Raw genomic sequence first — 15158 nt, 5'->3', positions numbered from 1 at the left:
AGCAACGGCTCGATCACCGCCCAGGCGGCATCACAAATCTCCCCATCCCTCATGACCGGACCAACGATCCGATGATCGAAAAGACACCCCCTAGTTCCAGGGCCTGCCGTTCGGGTCAGAACCGAGTGGCCCGGCCGGCACCGGCCGGAGCCCCGCGATGCCGTGGCTCCGGCTTGCGGCCCTCACGGCACGGTGCGGAGGCTTTCCCGAGGACTCACGTCCCCGAGGAAAGGAAACCGGACCATGGCGGCACCCGAGCGCGACCAGGTTGCCGACTCTCCGGCGGCCCGCCGTCACCCCCACCTCTTCCGCGCCCTCCGGCGCCGCAAGAACCCACGACTGCGCAGGTCGGACGTCACCGTCACCGACGAAGCGGCCGTCAAGCGGGCGGTGAAGGCTGCCTCGCTCGGCAATGCCATGGAGTGGTTCGACTTCGGGATCTACAGCTATCTCGCCGTCACCATCGGCCATGTCTTCTTCCCCTCGGGCAACGACACCGTCGAACTGCTCTCCTCCTTCGCGACCTTCGCGGTGGCCTTCCTCGTACGGCCACTCGGCGGCATGTTCTTCGGTCCTTTGGGTGACCGGATCGGCCGCAAGAAGGTCCTGGCCATGACCATGATCATGATGGCGATCGGCACCGGCACGATCGGGCTCATCCCGTCGTACGACACGATCGGCTTCTGGTCCCCGGCTCTGCTGATCCTCTTCCGGCTGGTCCAGGGCTTCTCCACCGGCGGCGAGTACGGCGGCGCGTCCACCTTCATCGCCGAGTACGCCCCCGACAAACGGCGCGGCTACTTCGGCAGCTTCCTCGAATTCGGCACCCTCGCCGGCTACGTCGGCGCGGCCGGGCTCGTCACCGCACTCACCGCCTGGCTCGGCCCCGACGGCATGGCCGCCTGGGGCTGGCGCGTACCGTTCCTCGTCGCCGCGCCACTGGGGCTCATCGGCCTCTATCTGCGGCTGAGACTGGACGAGACCCCCGCGTTCGCCAAGATGGAGCAGGACTCGGCGCGCACGTCCGAGGCCGCGGACCCGGTCGAGACCAGCACCACCTCGGACCTCGGCAAGATCTTCCAGGACCACTGGCCGAGGCTGATCCTCTGCGTCTGCCTCGTGGGCGCGTACAACGTCACCGACTACATGCTGCTGTCGTACATGCCGACGTACCTCTCCGACCAACTCGACTACAGCGACACCCACGGACTGCTCATCCTGCTCGGCGTCATGGTCGCGCTGATGACGATCATCAGCCAAGTGGGCCGTCTCAGCGACCACTTCGGCCGCAAGCCGCTCCTGATGTCCGGCATGTTCGGCTTCCTGGTCCTCTCCCTTCCGGCGTTCCTGCTGATCGAGCAGGGCAGCTACCTCGCGATCATCGCCGGGATGGCGATGCTGGGTCTCTCCCTGGTCTGTCTCCTGGGCACCATGTCGGCGGCCCTGCCCGCGCTCTTCCCCACGAGCGTCCGCTATGGCTCCCTGTCGGTCGGCTACAACCTCTCCGCGTCCCTCTTCGGCGGTACGACCCCGTTCGTGATCACCGGCCTGATCGGGCTCACCGGCGACAAGCTGATGCCCGCGTACTACGCGATGTTCGCGGCCCTGGTCGGCGTCGTCGCGGTGGCCTGCATGAGGGAGACGGCGCGTCAGCCGCTGGAGGGATCGCCGCCGTCGGTGCAGACGAAGGAGGAGGCGGTGGCGCTGGTACTTGAACAGGCGCCGGGGGTGAGGTTCTGAGGGGCGGGCGATCACCCGCGAACGCCCGGTAGGATGACGGGCGTCTCGCGGCGGTGGCGCAGTGGCGACGCAGCAGACTTAGGATCTGTGGCCTGTGAAAGGGCTTGAGGGTTCGAATCCCTTCCGCCGCACAGCAACGGCCTACGAATCAAAGACCATCGGTCATCGACGCGTAGGCCGTTTCTTGTGCGCGCGGCAGGCCGGCGGCGGACGGGGCTCAGCCCAGCAGCTCCCGCACCCCCGGCACCAGCCCCCGGAACGCCTTGCCGCGGTGGCTGATCGCGTTCTTCTCCGCCGGGGTCAGTTCCGCGCAGGTGCGGGTGTCGTTCTCCGGCTGGAGGATCGGGTCGTAGCCGAAGCCGCCCGTGCCCGACGGGGAGTGGCGCAGGGTGCCGCGGAGTTGACCCTCGACCACGCGCTGCGTGCCGTCCGGGAGGGCCAGGGCCGCCGCGCAGGCGAAGTGGGCCGTGCGGTGAGGGGGCGCGATGTCGGCGAGTTGGGCCAGCAGCAGGTCGAGATTGGCGCGGTCGTCGCCGTGGGTGCCCGACCAGCGGGCGGAGAAGATGCCGGGGGCGCCGCCGAGGACGTCGACGCAGAGGCCGGAGTCGTCGGCGACGGCCGGGTGGCCGGTCGCGCGGGCCAGGGCGTGCGCCTTGAGCAGGGCGTTCTCGGCGAAGGTGACGCCGGTTTCCTTGACGTCCGGGATGTCGGGGTAGGCATCCGCGCCGACGAGGTCGTGGGTGAGACCGGCGTCGGCGAGGATGGCCTTGAGTTCGGTGAGTTTCCCGGCGTTGCGGGTGGCGAGGATCAGGCGCGTCATGCGTCGATTATCCGCCCGTGGCCGGGGGTCCCGTTACGGGGTGCAGACCTTGCCTATCTCGGTGGCCGCGTCCGTCACCGGAGTGAGGTCGGGAGTGGCGTCGCCGTTCTCGATGGCCTCGCGGACGGTGCCGACTCCGGTGTCGAGGTCCTCGACCGCCTTGCTGAGGTCGGCGTTGTCGGTCTTGTCCTTGAGCTTGTCGAGTTCGGTGTCGATGTCGTTCAGGGCCTCTTCGGCCTGCGTCGGGTCGTCCGCCGCGGTGGAGATCGCCTGTTCCAGCTTGCCCACGCTGGTGGCTATGGCGTCGGCGGTCTGGACGCAGTCGAGGGCCTTGTCGAGTGCGCCACAGCCGGCCGCCCCCGTGAGCGTGAGCAGGACGGCGGCTATGGTCACCGCGGTGCGTCGGCGCGAGGCCATGGGTCGGTTCCCTCCCTTGGTGCGGAAGGGCGTACGGGCAGGTCCGTACGCCCTTGAGAGTCGCGATTGTAACGACGCCGCACTCTGCCTCTTGGTTGCCTCTTTACCTGGCGAGGGTCTCTTCCAGGACAGCGGTCTGGAGGGCGGCGAGGTCCGCGCAGCCGGCTGTGGCGAGATCGAGGAGGGCGCCGAGTTCCTTGCGATCGAAGGGTTCGGCCTCGGCGGTGCCCTGGACCTCGACGAAGCGGCCGTCGCCGGTGCAGACGACGTTCATGTCGGTGTCGGCGCGCACGTCCTCCTCGTAACAGAGGTCGAGGAGGGGCGCGCCATCGACGATGCCGACGCTGATCGCGGAGACGGTTCCGGTCAGGGGCTTGCGGCCGGCCCTGACGATCTTCTTGGTCCTGGCCCATTCGACGGCGTCGGCGAGGGCGACGTACGCGCCGGTGATGGCGGCGGTGCGGGTGCCGCCGTCGGCCTGGAGGACGTCGCAGTCGAGGACGACGGTGTTCTCGCCGAGTGCCTTGTAGTCGATGACGGCGCGCAGCGAGCGGCCGATGAGGCGGGAGATCTCGTGGGTGCGGCCGCCGATCTTGCCGCGTACGGCTTCGCGGTCGCCGCGGGTGTTGGTGGAGCGGGGCAGCATCGAGTATTCGGCGGTGACCCAGCCTTCGCCGCTGCCCTTGCGCCAGCGCGGGACGCCTTCCGTCACGGAGGCGGTGCAGAAGACCTTGGTGTCGCCGAAGGAGATGAGTACGGATCCTTCGGCGTGCTTGCTCCATCCGCGTTCGATGGTGACGGGGCGGAGCTGTTCGGGGGTGCGGCCGTCGATTCGGGACATGGGGGTGAGCCTAGCGGGACGCGACTGAGGGGTTCGGGCCCGATCCGGACGACAGGCCCGAGTTCCGGTTCTCCGCCCGGCAGTTCGGCGGTTGTCCGGATCGGGCCCCTCGGTGTGCGTGGTCCGGCAGTTACATCATGTCTTCGATGTCCGCGGCGATCGGGTCGGCGTCCGTGCCGATGACGACCTGGATCGCGGTGCCCATCTTGACGACGCCGTGGGCGCCGGCGGCCTTCAGCGCGACCTCGTCGACCTTGGCCGGGTCCACCACCTCGGTACGGAGGCGGGTGATGCAGCCCTCGACCTCTTCGATGTTCTCGATTCCGCCGAGCCCGGCGACGATCTTCTCAGCCTTGCTGGCCATGTCTTGCTCCCTGCTGTCCAAGGGGTGGAGTCCCGGTTCACCGTGGATCCGATTTTTCACGGTAACTCACGGTTGGCCCATCTTCACGGGCGGGTGACCGCCCCGTACCGAAGGATGACGGTCACCAGCGATACGCCGTCCGTGGCCCGGCCCCGGGAGCGTATCGCAACTGGTCTACACCACTGTGCCACGGGAGGACGCCGATGAGTTCGACGGGTGCCGACGCGTCGGCCGCTCCCCCGGCGGCGCCTCGACGGCGGTGGCGGAACTCCCTCTTCCAGGGGCTCCAGAAGGTTGGGCGCAGCCTCCAGCTCCCGGTGGCCGTGCTGCCCGCGGCGGGTCTGCTCGTCAGTCTGGGCAATCTCTTCGCGGCGTATCTGCACGGCCCCTTCTGGGACAAGACGACCAAGGTCTTCCTCCAGGGCGGCAACGCGATCCTGGACGGGAGCTTCGGGCTGCCGCTGCTCTTCTGCATCGGCGTCGCGATCGGCTTCGCCAAGAGGGCCGACGGATCCACGGCGCTGGCGGCCGTCGTGGGCTTTCTCGTCTATCACAACGTCCTGGTGGCGTTCCCCGCCGACGGCACGGTCACCGACGCGCTGCCGGAGGGAAATCCGCAGAATCCGGGGGTGCTCGGCGGCATTGTGATCGGGCTGCTCACGGCGGTGATCTGGCAGCGTTTCCACCGTACGAGGCTGGTGGACTGGCTCGGCTTCTTCAACGGCCGTCGCCTGGTGCCGATCCTGATGGCGTTCCTGGGGGTGATCCTCGGGGTACTTTTCGGGCTGCTGTGGCAGCCGGTGGGTGACGCGCTGACGGCGTTCGCGAAGCACCTGATCAATCTGGGCGCGTGGGGCGCGGGCATCTTCGGTGTCGCGAACCGGCTGTTGATCCCGATCGGGATGCACCAGTTCCTGAACACCTTCTTCTGGTTCCAGGCGGGCGAGTTCACGACGAAGGACGGGACCGTGGTCCAGGGCGACCTGACGCGGTTCTTCGCACAGGACCCGACGGCGGGTCAGTTCATGTCCGGCTTCTTCCCGATCATGATGTTCGGGCTGCCGGCCGCCGCGCTCGCGATCGCGCACTGCGCGCGGCCAGAGCGGCGCAAGCAGGTGTCGGGCCTGATGATCTCCGTCGGGCTGACGTCGTTCGTGACGGGTGTGACGGAGCCGCTGGAGTTCTCGTTCATGTTCGCGGCGCCGCTGCTGTACGGGCTGCACGCGCTGCTGACGGGTGCGTCGATGGCGATCACATGGGCGCTCGGTGTGCACGCCGGGTTCAGCTTCTCGGCGGGGCTGATCGACTACGTCGTCAACTGGCATCTGGACACGAAGCCTTGGCTGATCATCCCGATCGGGCTCTGCTTCGCGGTCGTCTACTACGTGCTGTTCCGATTCGCGATCATGAAGTTCGACATCCCGACTCCGGGGCGGGAGCCGGAGGAACTGGAGGAGGAGGTCGAGCGGCAGAACATGGGGAAGTGACGGGAGAACGTGGCCGGGTGACGGGGAACCCGGGCAGATGAGCGGCCCGCCCCCTAGCCCGAGCGGAGCCCCGGAAGGGCCCCCGGACCTCTTGGTCCGGGGGCCTTCTCGTGCGCCCGCGGCGGACCGGCCGCACGCCCGGACCACCGAGTCCGGATCGAAAGAATTCGAAGGTTCCTTATTCAACCCTCACCATGTTACAAATGGTCTACACCACTCATAGGTGTAGACCACATGGCCGCGCGCCGTGTTCCCGGGTCACCGCCGATCCCTATTGTGCCTGCTCAACGGCGGTGCCTTGTCCTCTGGAGGAAGTTGATGTCCACGGCCAGCGCCGCCCCCGCGGCAAAGAAAAAGGGCTCCGGCGTGATGTCCGTCATGCAGCGCATCGGCCGCAGCCTCATGCTGCCGGTCGCCGTGCTGCCCGCCGGCGCCCTGCTGGTGCGTCTCGGCAACCCCGACATGCTCGGGCGCGAGTCGTTCCCCACCTTCATCACCAAGATCGCCGGTTACATGGCGGCGGGTGGCGGCGCGATCCTCGACAACATGCCGCTGCTCTTCGCCGTCGGCATCGCCATCGGCTTCGCCAAGAAGTCGGACGGCTCGACGGCGCTGGCCGCCGTCACCGGCTATCTGGTCTTCCAGAAGGTCCTCGCCACCTTCACGGACGGAAATCTCCCGCAGGTCGCGAGCGTCGTCGACGGCAAGATAGTCATGTCGGACGCCCCCGTGAACGCGGGCGTCCTCGGCGGTGTCGTGATGGGCATCGTGGTCGCACTGCTCTACCAGAAGTTCTACCGGACGAAGCTGCCCGACTGGGCGGGCTTCTTCGGCGGCCGGCGACTCGTCCCGATCCTCTCGGCCTTCGCCGGCCTGCTCATAGGCGTCGTCTTCGGTCTCATCTGGCCGGTCCTCGGCGCCGGTCTGCACAACTTCGGTGAGTGGCTGGTCGGCTCGGGCGCGGCCGGCGCCGGTATCTTCGGCGTCGCGAACCGCGCGCTGATCCCGATCGGCATGCACCACCTGCTGAACTCGTTCCCGTGGTTCCAGGCCGGTTCGTACGAGGGCAAGAGCGGCGACATCGCGCGCTTCCTCGCCGGTGACCCGTCGGCCGGACAGTTCATGACCGGCTTCTTCCCGATCATGATGTTCGCGCTGCCCGCCGCCTGTCTCGCGATCTACCACTGCGCCCGCCCCGAGCGCCGCAAGGTCGTCGGCGGCATGATGTTCTCGCTCGCGCTCACCGCCTTCGTCACCGGTGTGACCGAGCCGATCGAGTTCACCTTCATGTTCATCGCGCCGGTGCTGTACGCGATCCACGCGGTGCTGACCGGTGTCTCCATGGCGCTGACCTGGGGTCTGGGCATGAAGGACGGCTTCGGCTTCTCGGCGGGCGCGGTCGACTTCTTCCTCAACCTGGGGATCGCGACCAACCCGTGGGGCCTGGCGCTTGTCGGGCTCTGTTTCGCGGCCGTCTACTACGCGGTCTTCCGCTTCGCCATCGTCAAGTTCAACCTGCCGACGCCCGGCCGGGAGACGGACGAGGAACTGGCGGAACTCCAGAAGGCCGAAGCGAAGTAGGCCCGCTGAGCAACTGACGGTGCCCCCGGCCTTTCCAGGCCGGGGGCACCGTCGCGTCCACGCTCGGAACTCGTGGCTCAGATCTCGTACACCGCGCCCGGCGCGGCCAGTTCGGCCGGTCCGCCGTACTCCGCCCGCGCGTCGTTCAGGTTCCGCTCGGCGTCCGTCCACGGCGGGATGTGCGTGAGGACGAGTCTTCGTGCCCGCGCGCGGGCGGCGTGCTCGCCTGCCTCGCGGCCGTTGAGGTGGAGCCCCGGAATGTCCTCCTTGCCGTAGGTGAACGCGGCTTCGCAGAGGAACAGATCCGTGTCGTGGGCCAGCTCGACCAGGGCGTCGCTGGCGCCGGTGTCGCCGGAGTAGGTGAGCGATCTGCCGTCGTGCTCGAGGCGGATGCCGAACGTGTCGACGGGGTGGGCGAGCTTCTCCGTACGGACCGAGAAGGGCCCGATCTCGAAGGAGCCCGGCTTGAGCGTGTGGAAGTCGAAGACCTCGCTCATGGACTTCTCCGTCGGGGTGTCGGCGTGCGCGGTGGTGAGGCGCTGCTCGGTGCCGTCGGGGCCGTAGACGGGGATGGTGTCGCAGCGTCCGCCGTCGTGGCGGTAGTAGCGGACGACGAAGTAGCCGCACATGTCGATGCAGTGGTCGGCGTGGAGATGACTGAGGAAGATGGCGTCGAGGTCGTAGAGACCACAGTGACGCTGCAACTCGCCGAGGGCACCGTTGCCCATGTCGAGGAGCAGCCGGAAGCCGTCGGCCTCTACGAGGTAGCTGGAGCAGGCCGATCCCACGGAGGGGAAGGAGCCCGAGCAGCCGACGACGGTGAGCTTCATGGAGCGTGAACCTCCGTGGCGTGGAAGGGGGGCGACGGGGGTCGTTCGGTCTGTCGAGCGTAAGGCGCTAAACGGCTGGTCGCTCCTCCACACCGGCCCGTTGTGGGGGAACTCACCTGCTCTGTCACCGGTTCGGGCGGACCTTGTCGCGGGCGGTGGGCCGGGGATCGCGCGGCACATGGGTGGGATTCGCGCGGGTACGGTCTGGGGCATGAACACGACCTGGTGGGTGGCTCTGATCGTCGTGGTGGTGCTGGCGATGGTCGCCACGGTCGTGGACGGGCGCGGTCGCAGCCCGCGGCCTCCGGGCAGGCGCTCCCGGCGTCCCCGGCCACCGGGCGGTACGGACCGCAGACCTCCGCGGGGGCCCGCCGGCCGGAAGACGGGCGGGAGGACCGGCGCGAAGACCGGGAGCCGCGAGCCCCGGCCCGGTGAGATCTGGTGGGCGATGGTGCCGTACGAGGACGGGCCCGGGGCTAAGGACCGGCCGTGTCTGGTGCTCTCGGTACGGGGCCGTACGGTGCTGGTCGCGAAGATCACCAGTAAGTTCCACGAGGAGCGCCCCGGCGTGATTCCGCTGCCCCCGAAGGCGGTGGGCGACGTGGACGGACGACGGAGCTTCCTGGAGACGGACGAGCTGCGGAAGGTTGACACGAAGGCGTTCCGCCGCCGGGTGGGGCCGGCGGATCCGGGGCTGTGGCGCCAGGTCCGGCACCTGGCACGCTGACGCGCCGGCTCGGGTGGGTGGGCGGCGCCGGACGGGCCGCGTTTGCCTAGGGCAGCGGCGCCGGCGGGTACTGGGGTGGGACGTACGGGCGTGGGGTGTGGCGGGTCAGGGCGATCGCCACCAGCATCGCCGCGGCCGCCGCGAAGGAGCTGGTGAGGTTCCAGCCGACGGTGGTGTCCTGGTAGTAGTCGGAGAGCCGGTCGTACCGGATGCCCGCGAGGTCGCGGAGCTGGAGGTACGCGGCGATGCCGAGCAGCGCGAGCGCCGCGCCCCGGGCGGCCGGGGCGTTACGGAGGAGCAGGACGCCGACGACGAGGAACGCCGCGACGAGCGCGCTGTGGTAGTAGGTGAAACCGGCCGAAGTGCCGTATCCGCCACGGGCGTTGATGTTGAGCGCTTCGTGCCACCACTCGGAGAAGGCGCCCCGTCCACCGCCCTGACCGATGGCCTCGTCGAACTGGCGCAGGCTGCGGGCGTACCAGAAGCCCTGGAGCGCGCCGATCAGGATGAGCAGGACGCCCGCGGCGCGGCGGGCGCCGGTCGCGGGGTCCGGAGGCAGGTCACGCTCGCGGGCCACCAGCATCAGGATGATCACGGTGGCGGCGGCGAGGAAGGCGAAGACGTGGGTGAGCACGATCAGCGTGCCGTGCTCGGTGGCGAACACGACGTCGCGGTAGTCGCTCCTGGTAAGGCCGTTGAGCTGCCGGGCGCCCACGCCGAGGAGCAGGAACGCGAGGAGCAGGGCGGCGCCGCGCGCGGTACGGCGCTGGGCGAGGGCCGCGATGCCGACGACGAACAGGGCGACCGTGAAGGCCCATTCGTGGGCGGTGAAGACCAACAGCGGCCTGCCGGCGTCGTTCTTGACGAGGCTGTCGAGCAACACGTCCACGTCGGCCCGCACGTTGATCGCCGTGTCTACGATCCAGGCGGCGAGGACGCAGGCGAAGACGAGGAGCAGGATGCCGGAGGTGACGTACGCGCCGATGTGCCGACGCGGTGCGCGACCGGTGGTTTCCGGCGGGGCGAAGGGGTGGGGCGGGCCGAAGCCCGGCTGCCCGTAGCCCGGCGGGCCGTAGCCGGGTCCCGGTCCCGGTCCGGGGGCTTGTCCAGGGCCGCCCGTGGCACCCATGCCGCTCCAGCGGTCGTCCATCTCTGTCCCCCGTGGTGGTGTGCGTCACAACGCGTCGATCGACACCGATCGTCGGGGTCGGGAGCGGTGGGACGACACCCCCGCGCGGGGACTGTTGCACCACTGTTGCGGCGGGGCGGGCCGGGCGGACCGCGACTCGGCCCGCCCGCGCCCGGGAACGGGAGGGCTCAGGCCCAGAGCTGGCCCTGGAGCGTTTCGATGGCCTCTTCGTCCGTGGCGGCCGTGTAGACGCCCGTGGAGAGGTACTTCCAGCCGCCGTCGGCGACGACGAAGACGATGTCGGCGCTCTCGCCCGCCTTGACGGCCTTGTTGCCGAGACCGATGGCCGCGTGCAGGGCGGCGCCGGTGGAGACGCCCGCGAAGATGCCTTCCTGCTGGAGGAGTTGGCGGGTGCGGGTGACGGCGTCGGCGGAGCCGACGGAGTAACGGCTGGTGAGGACGGTCTCGTCGTACAGCTCGGGGACGAACCCCTCGTCGAGGTTCCGCAGGCCGTAGACGAGGTCGTCGTAGCGCGGCTCGGCCGCGACGATCCTGACGTCGGGCTTCTGCTCGCGCAGGTAGCGGCCGACGCCCATGAGCGTGCCCGTGGTGCCGAGGCCGGCCACGAAGTGGGTGACGGACGGCAGGTCGGCGAGGATCTCGGGGCCCGTGGTGGCGTAGTGCGCGCCCGCGTTGTCCGGGTTGCCGTACTGGTAGAGCATCACCCAGCTCGGGTTCTCGGCGGCGAGCTCCTTGGCGACGCGCACGGCGGTGTTGGAGCCGCCCGCCGCCGGGGACGGGATGATCTCGGCGCCCCACATGGCGAGCAGCTCGCGGCGCTCCTGCGAGGTGTTCTCCGGCATCACGCAGACGATCTTGTAGCCCTTGAGCTTCGCGGCCATGGCGAGGGAGATGCCGGTGTTGCCGCTGGTGGGCTCCAGGATCGTGCAGCCCGGTGTGAGCCGGCCGTCCTTCTCGGCCTGCTCGACCATGCGCAGCGCCGGGCGGTCCTTGATCGAGCCGGTCGGGTTGCGGTCCTCCAGCTTGGCCCAGAGCCGGACGTCGTCCGACGGGGACAGCCGGGGCAGCCGTACGAGGGGGGTGTCGCCGACGACCGCGAGCGGGGAGTCGTACCGCATCAGAGCGTGTGCGTGTCGAGCATCGGCTTCTGAAGTGCGCCGCCCGCGACGGCCGGGAGGATGGTGACGCTGTCGCCGTCGGCGAGCTTGGTGGAGATGCCGTCCAGGAAGCGGACGTCCTCGTCGTTGAGGTAGACGTTCACGAAGCGGCGGAGCTGGTCGCCGTTGGCGCCGTCGACGATGCGCTCGCGGATGCCCGTGTGGCGGGATTCGAGGTCGGTGAGCAGTGCCGCGATGGTGTCACCGGTGCCTTCGACGGCCTTGGCTCCGTCGGTGTAGGTGCGGAGGATGGTCGGAATGCGGACCTCGATGGCCATGGCGTGGGCTCCTGTCGGAGAAGAGGCGTGACGGGCGCGCGGCTCTGCCCCCGCGCGGGGGGTGGTGCTCGGAACGGGCGTTTCCGCCGGTCTCAGGCGGCAGCGCCGACCGTACACATGGCGCTGGCGAGACGGCACAGGTCGACGTGCAGCCGCGCAACCAGCAGATCGCCGGGCGTCTTGTCGCTCACGTCGTGGGAAACCATGGGGTCATCGTATCGATTCCCGGTCCGCATCCCGGTATGCCATCTCGCATGATGGACGATTCGTGTTCGTCAGGTGGACGCGGCCGGGGGCTCGGGCAGATAGACGACGGTGGGGGCGCCGGTCCGGGGGTGGGGTGTGACCTCGGCCTCCACCTCGTAGACGGCTGCCAGGAGGGCGGGGGTCAGGATCTCGGCCGGGGTTCCGGAGACGACGACGGTACCCGCTTTGAGCACGTACAGGCGGTCGCAGTAGTACGCGGCGAGATTCAGGTCGTGCAGGGCGAGCAGCTTGGTCGCCCCCAACTGCCGCATCAGGGTGAGGACTTCGAGCTGGTAGCGGATGTCCAGATGGTTGGTCGGCTCGTCCAGGACGAAGAGCGCGGGGCGCTGGACCAGGGCGCGGGCGACGAGGGCCCGCTGGCGTTCGCCGCCGGAGAGGGAGGGGAAGGCACGGTGGGCGAGCGGGGCGATGCCGACCCGGTCGAGCGCGGCGTCGGCGAGTGCGGTGTCGGCCGCCGTGTCCGCCTCCCAGAAGCGCCGGTGCGGGGAGCGGCCCATGGCGACGACCTCGCGAACAGTCAGCTCGAAGTCGGTCTGCCCGTCCTGCGGGACGGTGCCCACGCGCCGGGCACGCGCCTTGGCGGTCATGGTGTGCAGGTCGTCGCCGTCCAGCAGCGCCCGGCCGTGGGTGGGGCGCAGCGCCCCGTACACACAGCGCAGCAGGGTGGTCTTGCCGCTGCCGTTGGGGCCGACGAGTCCGACGGTCTCGCCGGGGGCGGCGGTGAGGTCGACGGCGTCGACGAGGTGCCGTCCGTCGCCGACTCCGTAGGAGAGCCCTTCGACCTGGAGCCGGGCGGCCGTACGGTCACTCATACCGGGGCTCCTTCGGGGCGGCGGCGCATCAGCCACAGGAAGAACGGGCCGCCGGTGAGCGCGGTGAGGACGCCCACGGGGATGTCCTGCGGCGCGGCGACGGTACGGGCGGCGAGGTCCGCGACGACGAGTACGACCGCCCCGCCGAGCGCGGCGACGGGCAGCAGCGGCCGGTGCGCGGCCCCGACCGCCATGCGCGCGGCGTGCGGCACGAGCAGCCCGACGAAGCCGATGGCGCCGCTCGCGGCGACCATGACGCCGGTGACCAGCGAGGCGAGGACGAACACGGCGGCGCGGAAGCGCGCGATGTCCAGCCCGAGTACGGTCGCGCCCTCCTCCCCCACCAGCAGCAGGTCGAGCGGTCTGGCGAGCGCCATGAGGACGGCGGTACCGGCGACGAGGACGACGGCCGGGGCGGCGAGCGTGCCCCAGCGGGCGCTGCCGAGGCCGCCGAGTGACCAGAACAGCGCTTCCTGGAAGTGCTCGGGCCGGGCCGAGACCACCAGGACGAGCGTGGTGAGGGCGGACAGGATGTACGAGACGCTCACCCCGGCCAGTACGAGCCGCCCGCCGGTCATCGTGCCGCCGCGCCGGGCCAGCGCGTAGACGAGGGTCATCGCGGTGAGCGAGCCCGCGAAGGCGGCGGCCGGCATGGCGACGGTGGTGGTGATCCCGGCGCCGATGCCGCTGCCGACGCCGAGGACCAGTACGAGTACGGCGCCGGCGGACGCCCCCGAGGAGATTCCGAGGAGGAACGGGTCGGCCAGCCGGTTGCGTACGAGGGCCTGGAGGACGGTTCCGACGACGGCCAGCCCGGCGCCGACGACGGCGCCGAGCAGCACGCGCGGCAGCCGCACGTCCAGGACGATCGTGCGGAAGGGGCTGGGCTCCGCGCCGCCGGTGAGGATCGTGAGGACCTCGCCGGGCGGGATACGGACGGAGCCGAGCGCGAGCGAGGCGACGACGGCGCAGGCGAGGGCCGCGGCGAGCGAGGCGAGCACGAGGGCGTGCCGCAGCCGGCGGTGGCCGGGCGGGGTCCGACAGGTCATGGCGGGAAGGCCCTGGACCCTAGAGGCCCGCCTCGGGGTGGAGTTGGGTCGCGAGGCGTTGGACGGCGGCGGGGGCGCGTACGCCCAGTACGGCGTCGGAGAGCGGCAGGACGGCGAAGCTCTTGTTCCTGATCGCCGGGACGTCCTTCAGTACGGGGTCCTCCAGCAGGCGCCTCTTCTTCTGCGCGACGGTGGTGGCGCCGTAGTCGTAGATCACGATCGTCTCGGGCTCGCGGGCCACGACCTGCTCCCAGGTGGCGTCGCCGAAGGACTTGTCGAGGTCGGCGAAGACGTTGCGCCCGCCGGCCCGCCGGATCAGCTCGTTGCCGATGCCCTTGCCGCCGGCGGTGAACGCGGTCTTGTCGCCGCTGTCGTAGACGAAGACCGGGACGGGCTCGACGTCTTCGAGCCCGGCGGCGGTGGTGGCGAGGGTGGTGCGTGCCCCGGCGGTCCACTTCTCGGCCCGGTCGGCGACGCCGAAGGTGCGGCCGACCTCCTGGACCTCGCGGAACACGTCGTCCATGGAGGTCCGGCCCTCGGTGCAGTTCTCCAGGTTGAGCCGGGTGTCGATGCCGGCGCCCTTGAGGTCGTCGCGGGTGCGGCCGTCCTTGGCGGCGAAGGCGCTGGCGTACCCGCCGTAGACGAAGTCGGGGTTCGCGGCGAGCAGTTTCTCCTTGGAGGGGTACTCCTTCGCGATGACCGGGACGCTGTCGTACGCCTTCTTGTACGCGGGGAGGACCGCGTCGTCCAGCCAGGCGGTGCCGATGAGGGATTCGGTGAGACCGAGCTCGATCATGATCTCGGTGACGTGCTGGTTCATCGTGACCACGCGCTTCGGGGGTGCCTCGAAGGTGGTCTTCACACCGCAGTTGGTGACGGTGTACGGGAATCCGTCGGCCGGTGCTCCGGCGTCCCGGGCGGGGTCCGGGGCGGCGCCGCAGGCGGCGAGCGGGAGCAGCAGCGGGAGCAGGAGCGCCGGTATGAGGGCGTGGCGTCGCGAGGGCATGACTGGGCCTCCTCCGGGGGATTTCCGCGTCCCCTGGCATGGTGGGAGAAGGGCGACAGGTCAGTTCCTGGCTTCCGGGCCCCCGCTCGCGCGGAGGGCCTGGTCACAGTGGCGGGACCGTGCCGGATTCACACCGGCTTCCTGGGTCCTGCCGCCCTGGACGGCGTCATCTTGTCAGACGACCTCGATGTCCTCTTCCGTGACCTCGCCGTCGACGATGCGGTACGAGCGGAACTGGAAGGGGCCCATGTCGTCGGTGTCGGCCGTGGAGACCAGGACGTAGTGGGCGAACGGCTCCATCGCGAGGTCGATGTCCCGTCGGGAGGGGTACGCCTCGGTCGCGGTGTGCGAGTGGTAGATGACCACCAGGTCCTCGTTGCGCTCGCGCAGCTCGTTGTCGAGCTTCTTGTGGTCGTCCGCGTCGAACTCGTAGAACGTGGGCGAGCGGGCCGCGTTGAGCATGGGGATGAAGCGCTCGGGCCGGTCGCTGTCCTCGGGGCCCGCGATCACGCCGCACGCCTCGTCGGGGTGGTCCGCCCGCGCGTGGGCGACGATCTGGTCGTACAGCGCCTGGGTGATGGTCAGCATGAGGTGAAGGATAAACAGGTGGCCTCCGCGTGTGAGACACGAAG

At 69.9% G+C, this 15158-nt stretch carries 17 protein-coding genes, 1 tRNA gene and 1 riboswitch; of the genes, 5 read left to right on the top strand and 13 right to left on the bottom strand.

The window, feature by feature from the left end; all coding sequences use genetic code 11:
- The first annotated feature begins 243 nt into the window (after window positions 1-243).
- Together proP and ACFWHU_RS31130 are read left to right on the top strand one after the other, a co-directional pair.
- Complete coding sequence (proP, locus tag ACFWHU_RS31135; RefSeq protein ID WP_387228848.1) at window positions 244-1740, top strand: glycine betaine/L-proline transporter ProP; 1497 nt, start codon at window positions 244-246, stop codon at window positions 1738-1740.
- Window positions 1741-1787: 47 nt separating this feature from the next.
- Window positions 1788-1871, top strand: a tRNA-Leu gene (locus ACFWHU_RS31130).
- A gap of 86 nt (window positions 1872-1957) precedes the next feature.
- On the opposite strand, the gene rdgB is transcribed toward ACFWHU_RS31130, so the two are convergent.
- The 4 genes from rdgB to ACFWHU_RS31110 all read right to left on the bottom strand — a co-directional run bounded on the left by rdgB (window position 1958) and on the right by ACFWHU_RS31110 (window position 4182).
- Window positions 1958-2560 (bottom strand): RdgB/HAM1 family non-canonical purine NTP pyrophosphatase, encoded by a 603-nt coding sequence (gene rdgB / locus ACFWHU_RS31125; protein WP_385799546.1) that lies wholly within the window; start codon window positions 2558-2560, stop codon window positions 1958-1960.
- Between the two features lie 33 nt (window positions 2561-2593).
- Window positions 2594-2977 (bottom strand): hypothetical protein, encoded by a 384-nt coding sequence (locus tag ACFWHU_RS31120; RefSeq protein WP_387228845.1) that lies wholly within the window; start codon window positions 2975-2977, stop codon window positions 2594-2596.
- A gap of 103 nt (window positions 2978-3080) precedes the next feature.
- On the bottom strand, window positions 3081-3818 hold the full coding sequence (gene rph / locus ACFWHU_RS31115; protein WP_385799550.1) for a ribonuclease PH: 738 nt from the start codon (window positions 3816-3818) through the stop codon (window positions 3081-3083).
- Window positions 3819-3948: 130 nt separating this feature from the next.
- Window positions 3949-4182 (bottom strand): glucose PTS transporter subunit EIIB, encoded by a 234-nt coding sequence (locus ACFWHU_RS31110; RefSeq protein WP_078077135.1) that lies wholly within the window; start codon window positions 4180-4182, stop codon window positions 3949-3951.
- A 203-nt stretch (window positions 4183-4385) separates the two neighbouring features.
- On the opposite strand from ACFWHU_RS31110, the gene ACFWHU_RS31105 reads away from it, so the two are divergent.
- Entirely contained in the window at window positions 4386-5669 is a 1284-nt protein-coding gene (locus ACFWHU_RS31105) for a PTS transporter subunit EIIC (protein ID WP_387228842.1), read from the top strand.
- Between the two features lie 318 nt (window positions 5670-5987).
- Entirely contained in the window at window positions 5988-7250 is a 1263-nt protein-coding gene (locus ACFWHU_RS31100; RefSeq protein WP_385799554.1) for a PTS transporter subunit EIIC, read from the top strand.
- Between the two features lie 77 nt (window positions 7251-7327).
- Here the strand turns inward: ACFWHU_RS31100 and ACFWHU_RS31095 are convergent, their stop codons facing one another.
- Window positions 7328-8080, bottom strand: coding sequence for an MBL fold metallo-hydrolase (locus tag ACFWHU_RS31095; RefSeq protein WP_385799556.1), 753 nt, complete (start codon window positions 8078-8080; stop codon window positions 7328-7330).
- A 211-nt stretch (window positions 8081-8291) separates the two neighbouring features.
- Here ACFWHU_RS31095 and ACFWHU_RS31090 point away from each other — a divergent pair, with 211 nt between their 5' ends.
- Window positions 8292-8807 (top strand): type II toxin-antitoxin system PemK/MazF family toxin, encoded by a 516-nt coding sequence (locus ACFWHU_RS31090; RefSeq protein WP_385799558.1) that lies wholly within the window; start codon window positions 8292-8294, stop codon window positions 8805-8807.
- A 46-nt stretch (window positions 8808-8853) separates the two neighbouring features.
- On the opposite strand, the gene ACFWHU_RS31085 is transcribed toward ACFWHU_RS31090, so the two are convergent.
- The 8 genes from ACFWHU_RS31085 to ACFWHU_RS31050 all read right to left on the bottom strand — a co-directional run bounded on the left by ACFWHU_RS31085 (window position 8854) and on the right by ACFWHU_RS31050 (window position 15114).
- A complete protein-coding gene (locus tag ACFWHU_RS31085; protein WP_387228840.1) occupies window positions 8854-9957 on the bottom strand; it encodes a hypothetical protein in 1104 nt (367 codons plus the stop codon).
- Window positions 9958-10124: 167 nt separating this feature from the next.
- A complete protein-coding gene (locus ACFWHU_RS31080) occupies window positions 10125-11075 on the bottom strand; it encodes a PLP-dependent cysteine synthase family protein (protein ID WP_385799562.1) in 951 nt (316 codons plus the stop codon).
- On the bottom strand, window positions 11075-11392 hold the full coding sequence (locus ACFWHU_RS31075; protein WP_385799564.1) for a MoaD/ThiS family protein: 318 nt from the start codon (window positions 11390-11392) through the stop codon (window positions 11075-11077). The genes ACFWHU_RS31080 and ACFWHU_RS31075 overlap by 1 nt, the downstream gene beginning before the upstream one ends.
- Before the next feature lie 92 nt (window positions 11393-11484).
- Entirely contained in the window at window positions 11485-11598 is a 114-nt protein-coding gene (locus ACFWHU_RS31070) for a putative leader peptide (protein WP_329033241.1), read from the bottom strand.
- Between the two features lie 69 nt (window positions 11599-11667).
- Window positions 11668-12471, bottom strand: a complete 804-nt coding sequence (locus ACFWHU_RS31065) for an ABC transporter ATP-binding protein (protein ID WP_387228837.1) — start codon at window positions 12469-12471, stop codon at window positions 11668-11670.
- Window positions 12468-13520, bottom strand: coding sequence for a FecCD family ABC transporter permease (locus ACFWHU_RS31060; RefSeq protein ID WP_387228835.1), 1053 nt, complete (start codon window positions 13518-13520; stop codon window positions 12468-12470). Before ACFWHU_RS31060 ends, ACFWHU_RS31065 begins: the two co-directional genes overlap by 4 nt.
- 19 nt (window positions 13521-13539) lie before the next feature.
- The gene (locus ACFWHU_RS31055) at window positions 13540-14526 is read right to left on the bottom strand and encodes an ABC transporter substrate-binding protein (RefSeq protein ID WP_385799570.1); all 987 of its coding nucleotides are present in this window, start codon (window positions 14524-14526) and stop codon (window positions 13540-13542) included.
- A 40-nt stretch (window positions 14527-14566) separates the two neighbouring features.
- A riboswitch (cobalamin riboswitch) is annotated at window positions 14567-14716 on the bottom strand.
- A complete protein-coding gene (locus ACFWHU_RS31050; RefSeq protein ID WP_387228833.1) occupies window positions 14701-15114 on the bottom strand; it encodes a Mov34/MPN/PAD-1 family protein in 414 nt (137 codons plus the stop codon). (Overlaps the previous riboswitch by 16 nt.)
- Window positions 15115-15158 lie beyond the last annotated feature (44 nt).

Source organism: Streptomyces sp. NPDC060366, assembly GCF_042725135.1.
GTDB lineage: Bacteria > Actinomycetota > Actinomycetes > Streptomycetales > Streptomycetaceae > Streptomyces.
This window is presented reverse-complemented; position numbering and strand designations above follow the sequence as displayed.

Excerpts from the sequence above, each read along its gene's own strand:
- proP (WP_387228848.1), top strand. The coding sequence starts at position 244 with ATGGCGGCACCCGAGCGCGACCAGGTTGCCGACTCTCCGGCGGCCCGC.
- rdgB (WP_385799546.1), bottom strand. The coding sequence starts at position 2,560 with ATGACGCGCCTGATCCTCGCCACCCGCAACGCCGGGAAACTCACCGAA.
- ACFWHU_RS31120 (WP_387228845.1), bottom strand. The coding sequence starts at position 2,977 with ATGGCCTCGCGCCGACGCACCGCGGTGACCATAGCCGCCGTCCTGCTC.
- rph (WP_385799550.1), bottom strand. The coding sequence starts at position 3,818 with ATGTCCCGAATCGACGGCCGCACCCCCGAACAGCTCCGCCCCGTCACC.
- ACFWHU_RS31110 (WP_078077135.1), bottom strand. The coding sequence starts at position 4,182 with ATGGCCAGCAAGGCTGAGAAGATCGTCGCCGGGCTCGGCGGAATCGAG.
- ACFWHU_RS31105 (WP_387228842.1), top strand. The coding sequence starts at position 4,386 with ATGAGTTCGACGGGTGCCGACGCGTCGGCCGCTCCCCCGGCGGCGCCT.
- ACFWHU_RS31100 (WP_385799554.1), top strand. The coding sequence starts at position 5,988 with ATGTCCACGGCCAGCGCCGCCCCCGCGGCAAAGAAAAAGGGCTCCGGC.
- ACFWHU_RS31095 (WP_385799556.1), bottom strand. The coding sequence starts at position 8,080 with ATGAAGCTCACCGTCGTCGGCTGCTCGGGCTCCTTCCCCTCCGTGGGA.
- ACFWHU_RS31090 (WP_385799558.1), top strand. The coding sequence starts at position 8,292 with ATGAACACGACCTGGTGGGTGGCTCTGATCGTCGTGGTGGTGCTGGCG.
- ACFWHU_RS31085 (WP_387228840.1), bottom strand. The coding sequence starts at position 9,957 with ATGGACGACCGCTGGAGCGGCATGGGTGCCACGGGCGGCCCTGGACAA.
- ACFWHU_RS31080 (WP_385799562.1), bottom strand. The coding sequence starts at position 11,075 with ATGCGGTACGACTCCCCGCTCGCGGTCGTCGGCGACACCCCCCTCGTA.
- ACFWHU_RS31075 (WP_385799564.1), bottom strand. The coding sequence starts at position 11,392 with ATGGCCATCGAGGTCCGCATTCCGACCATCCTCCGCACCTACACCGAC.
- ACFWHU_RS31070 (WP_329033241.1), bottom strand. The coding sequence starts at position 11,598 with ATGGTTTCCCACGACGTGAGCGACAAGACGCCCGGCGATCTGCTGGTT.
- ACFWHU_RS31065 (WP_387228837.1), bottom strand. The coding sequence starts at position 12,471 with ATGAGTGACCGTACGGCCGCCCGGCTCCAGGTCGAAGGGCTCTCCTAC.
- ACFWHU_RS31060 (WP_387228835.1), bottom strand. The coding sequence starts at position 13,520 with ATGACCTGTCGGACCCCGCCCGGCCACCGCCGGCTGCGGCACGCCCTC.
- ACFWHU_RS31055 (WP_385799570.1), bottom strand. The coding sequence starts at position 14,526 with ATGCCCTCGCGACGCCACGCCCTCATACCGGCGCTCCTGCTCCCGCTG.
- ACFWHU_RS31050 (WP_387228833.1), bottom strand. The coding sequence starts at position 15,114 with ATGCTGACCATCACCCAGGCGCTGTACGACCAGATCGTCGCCCACGCG.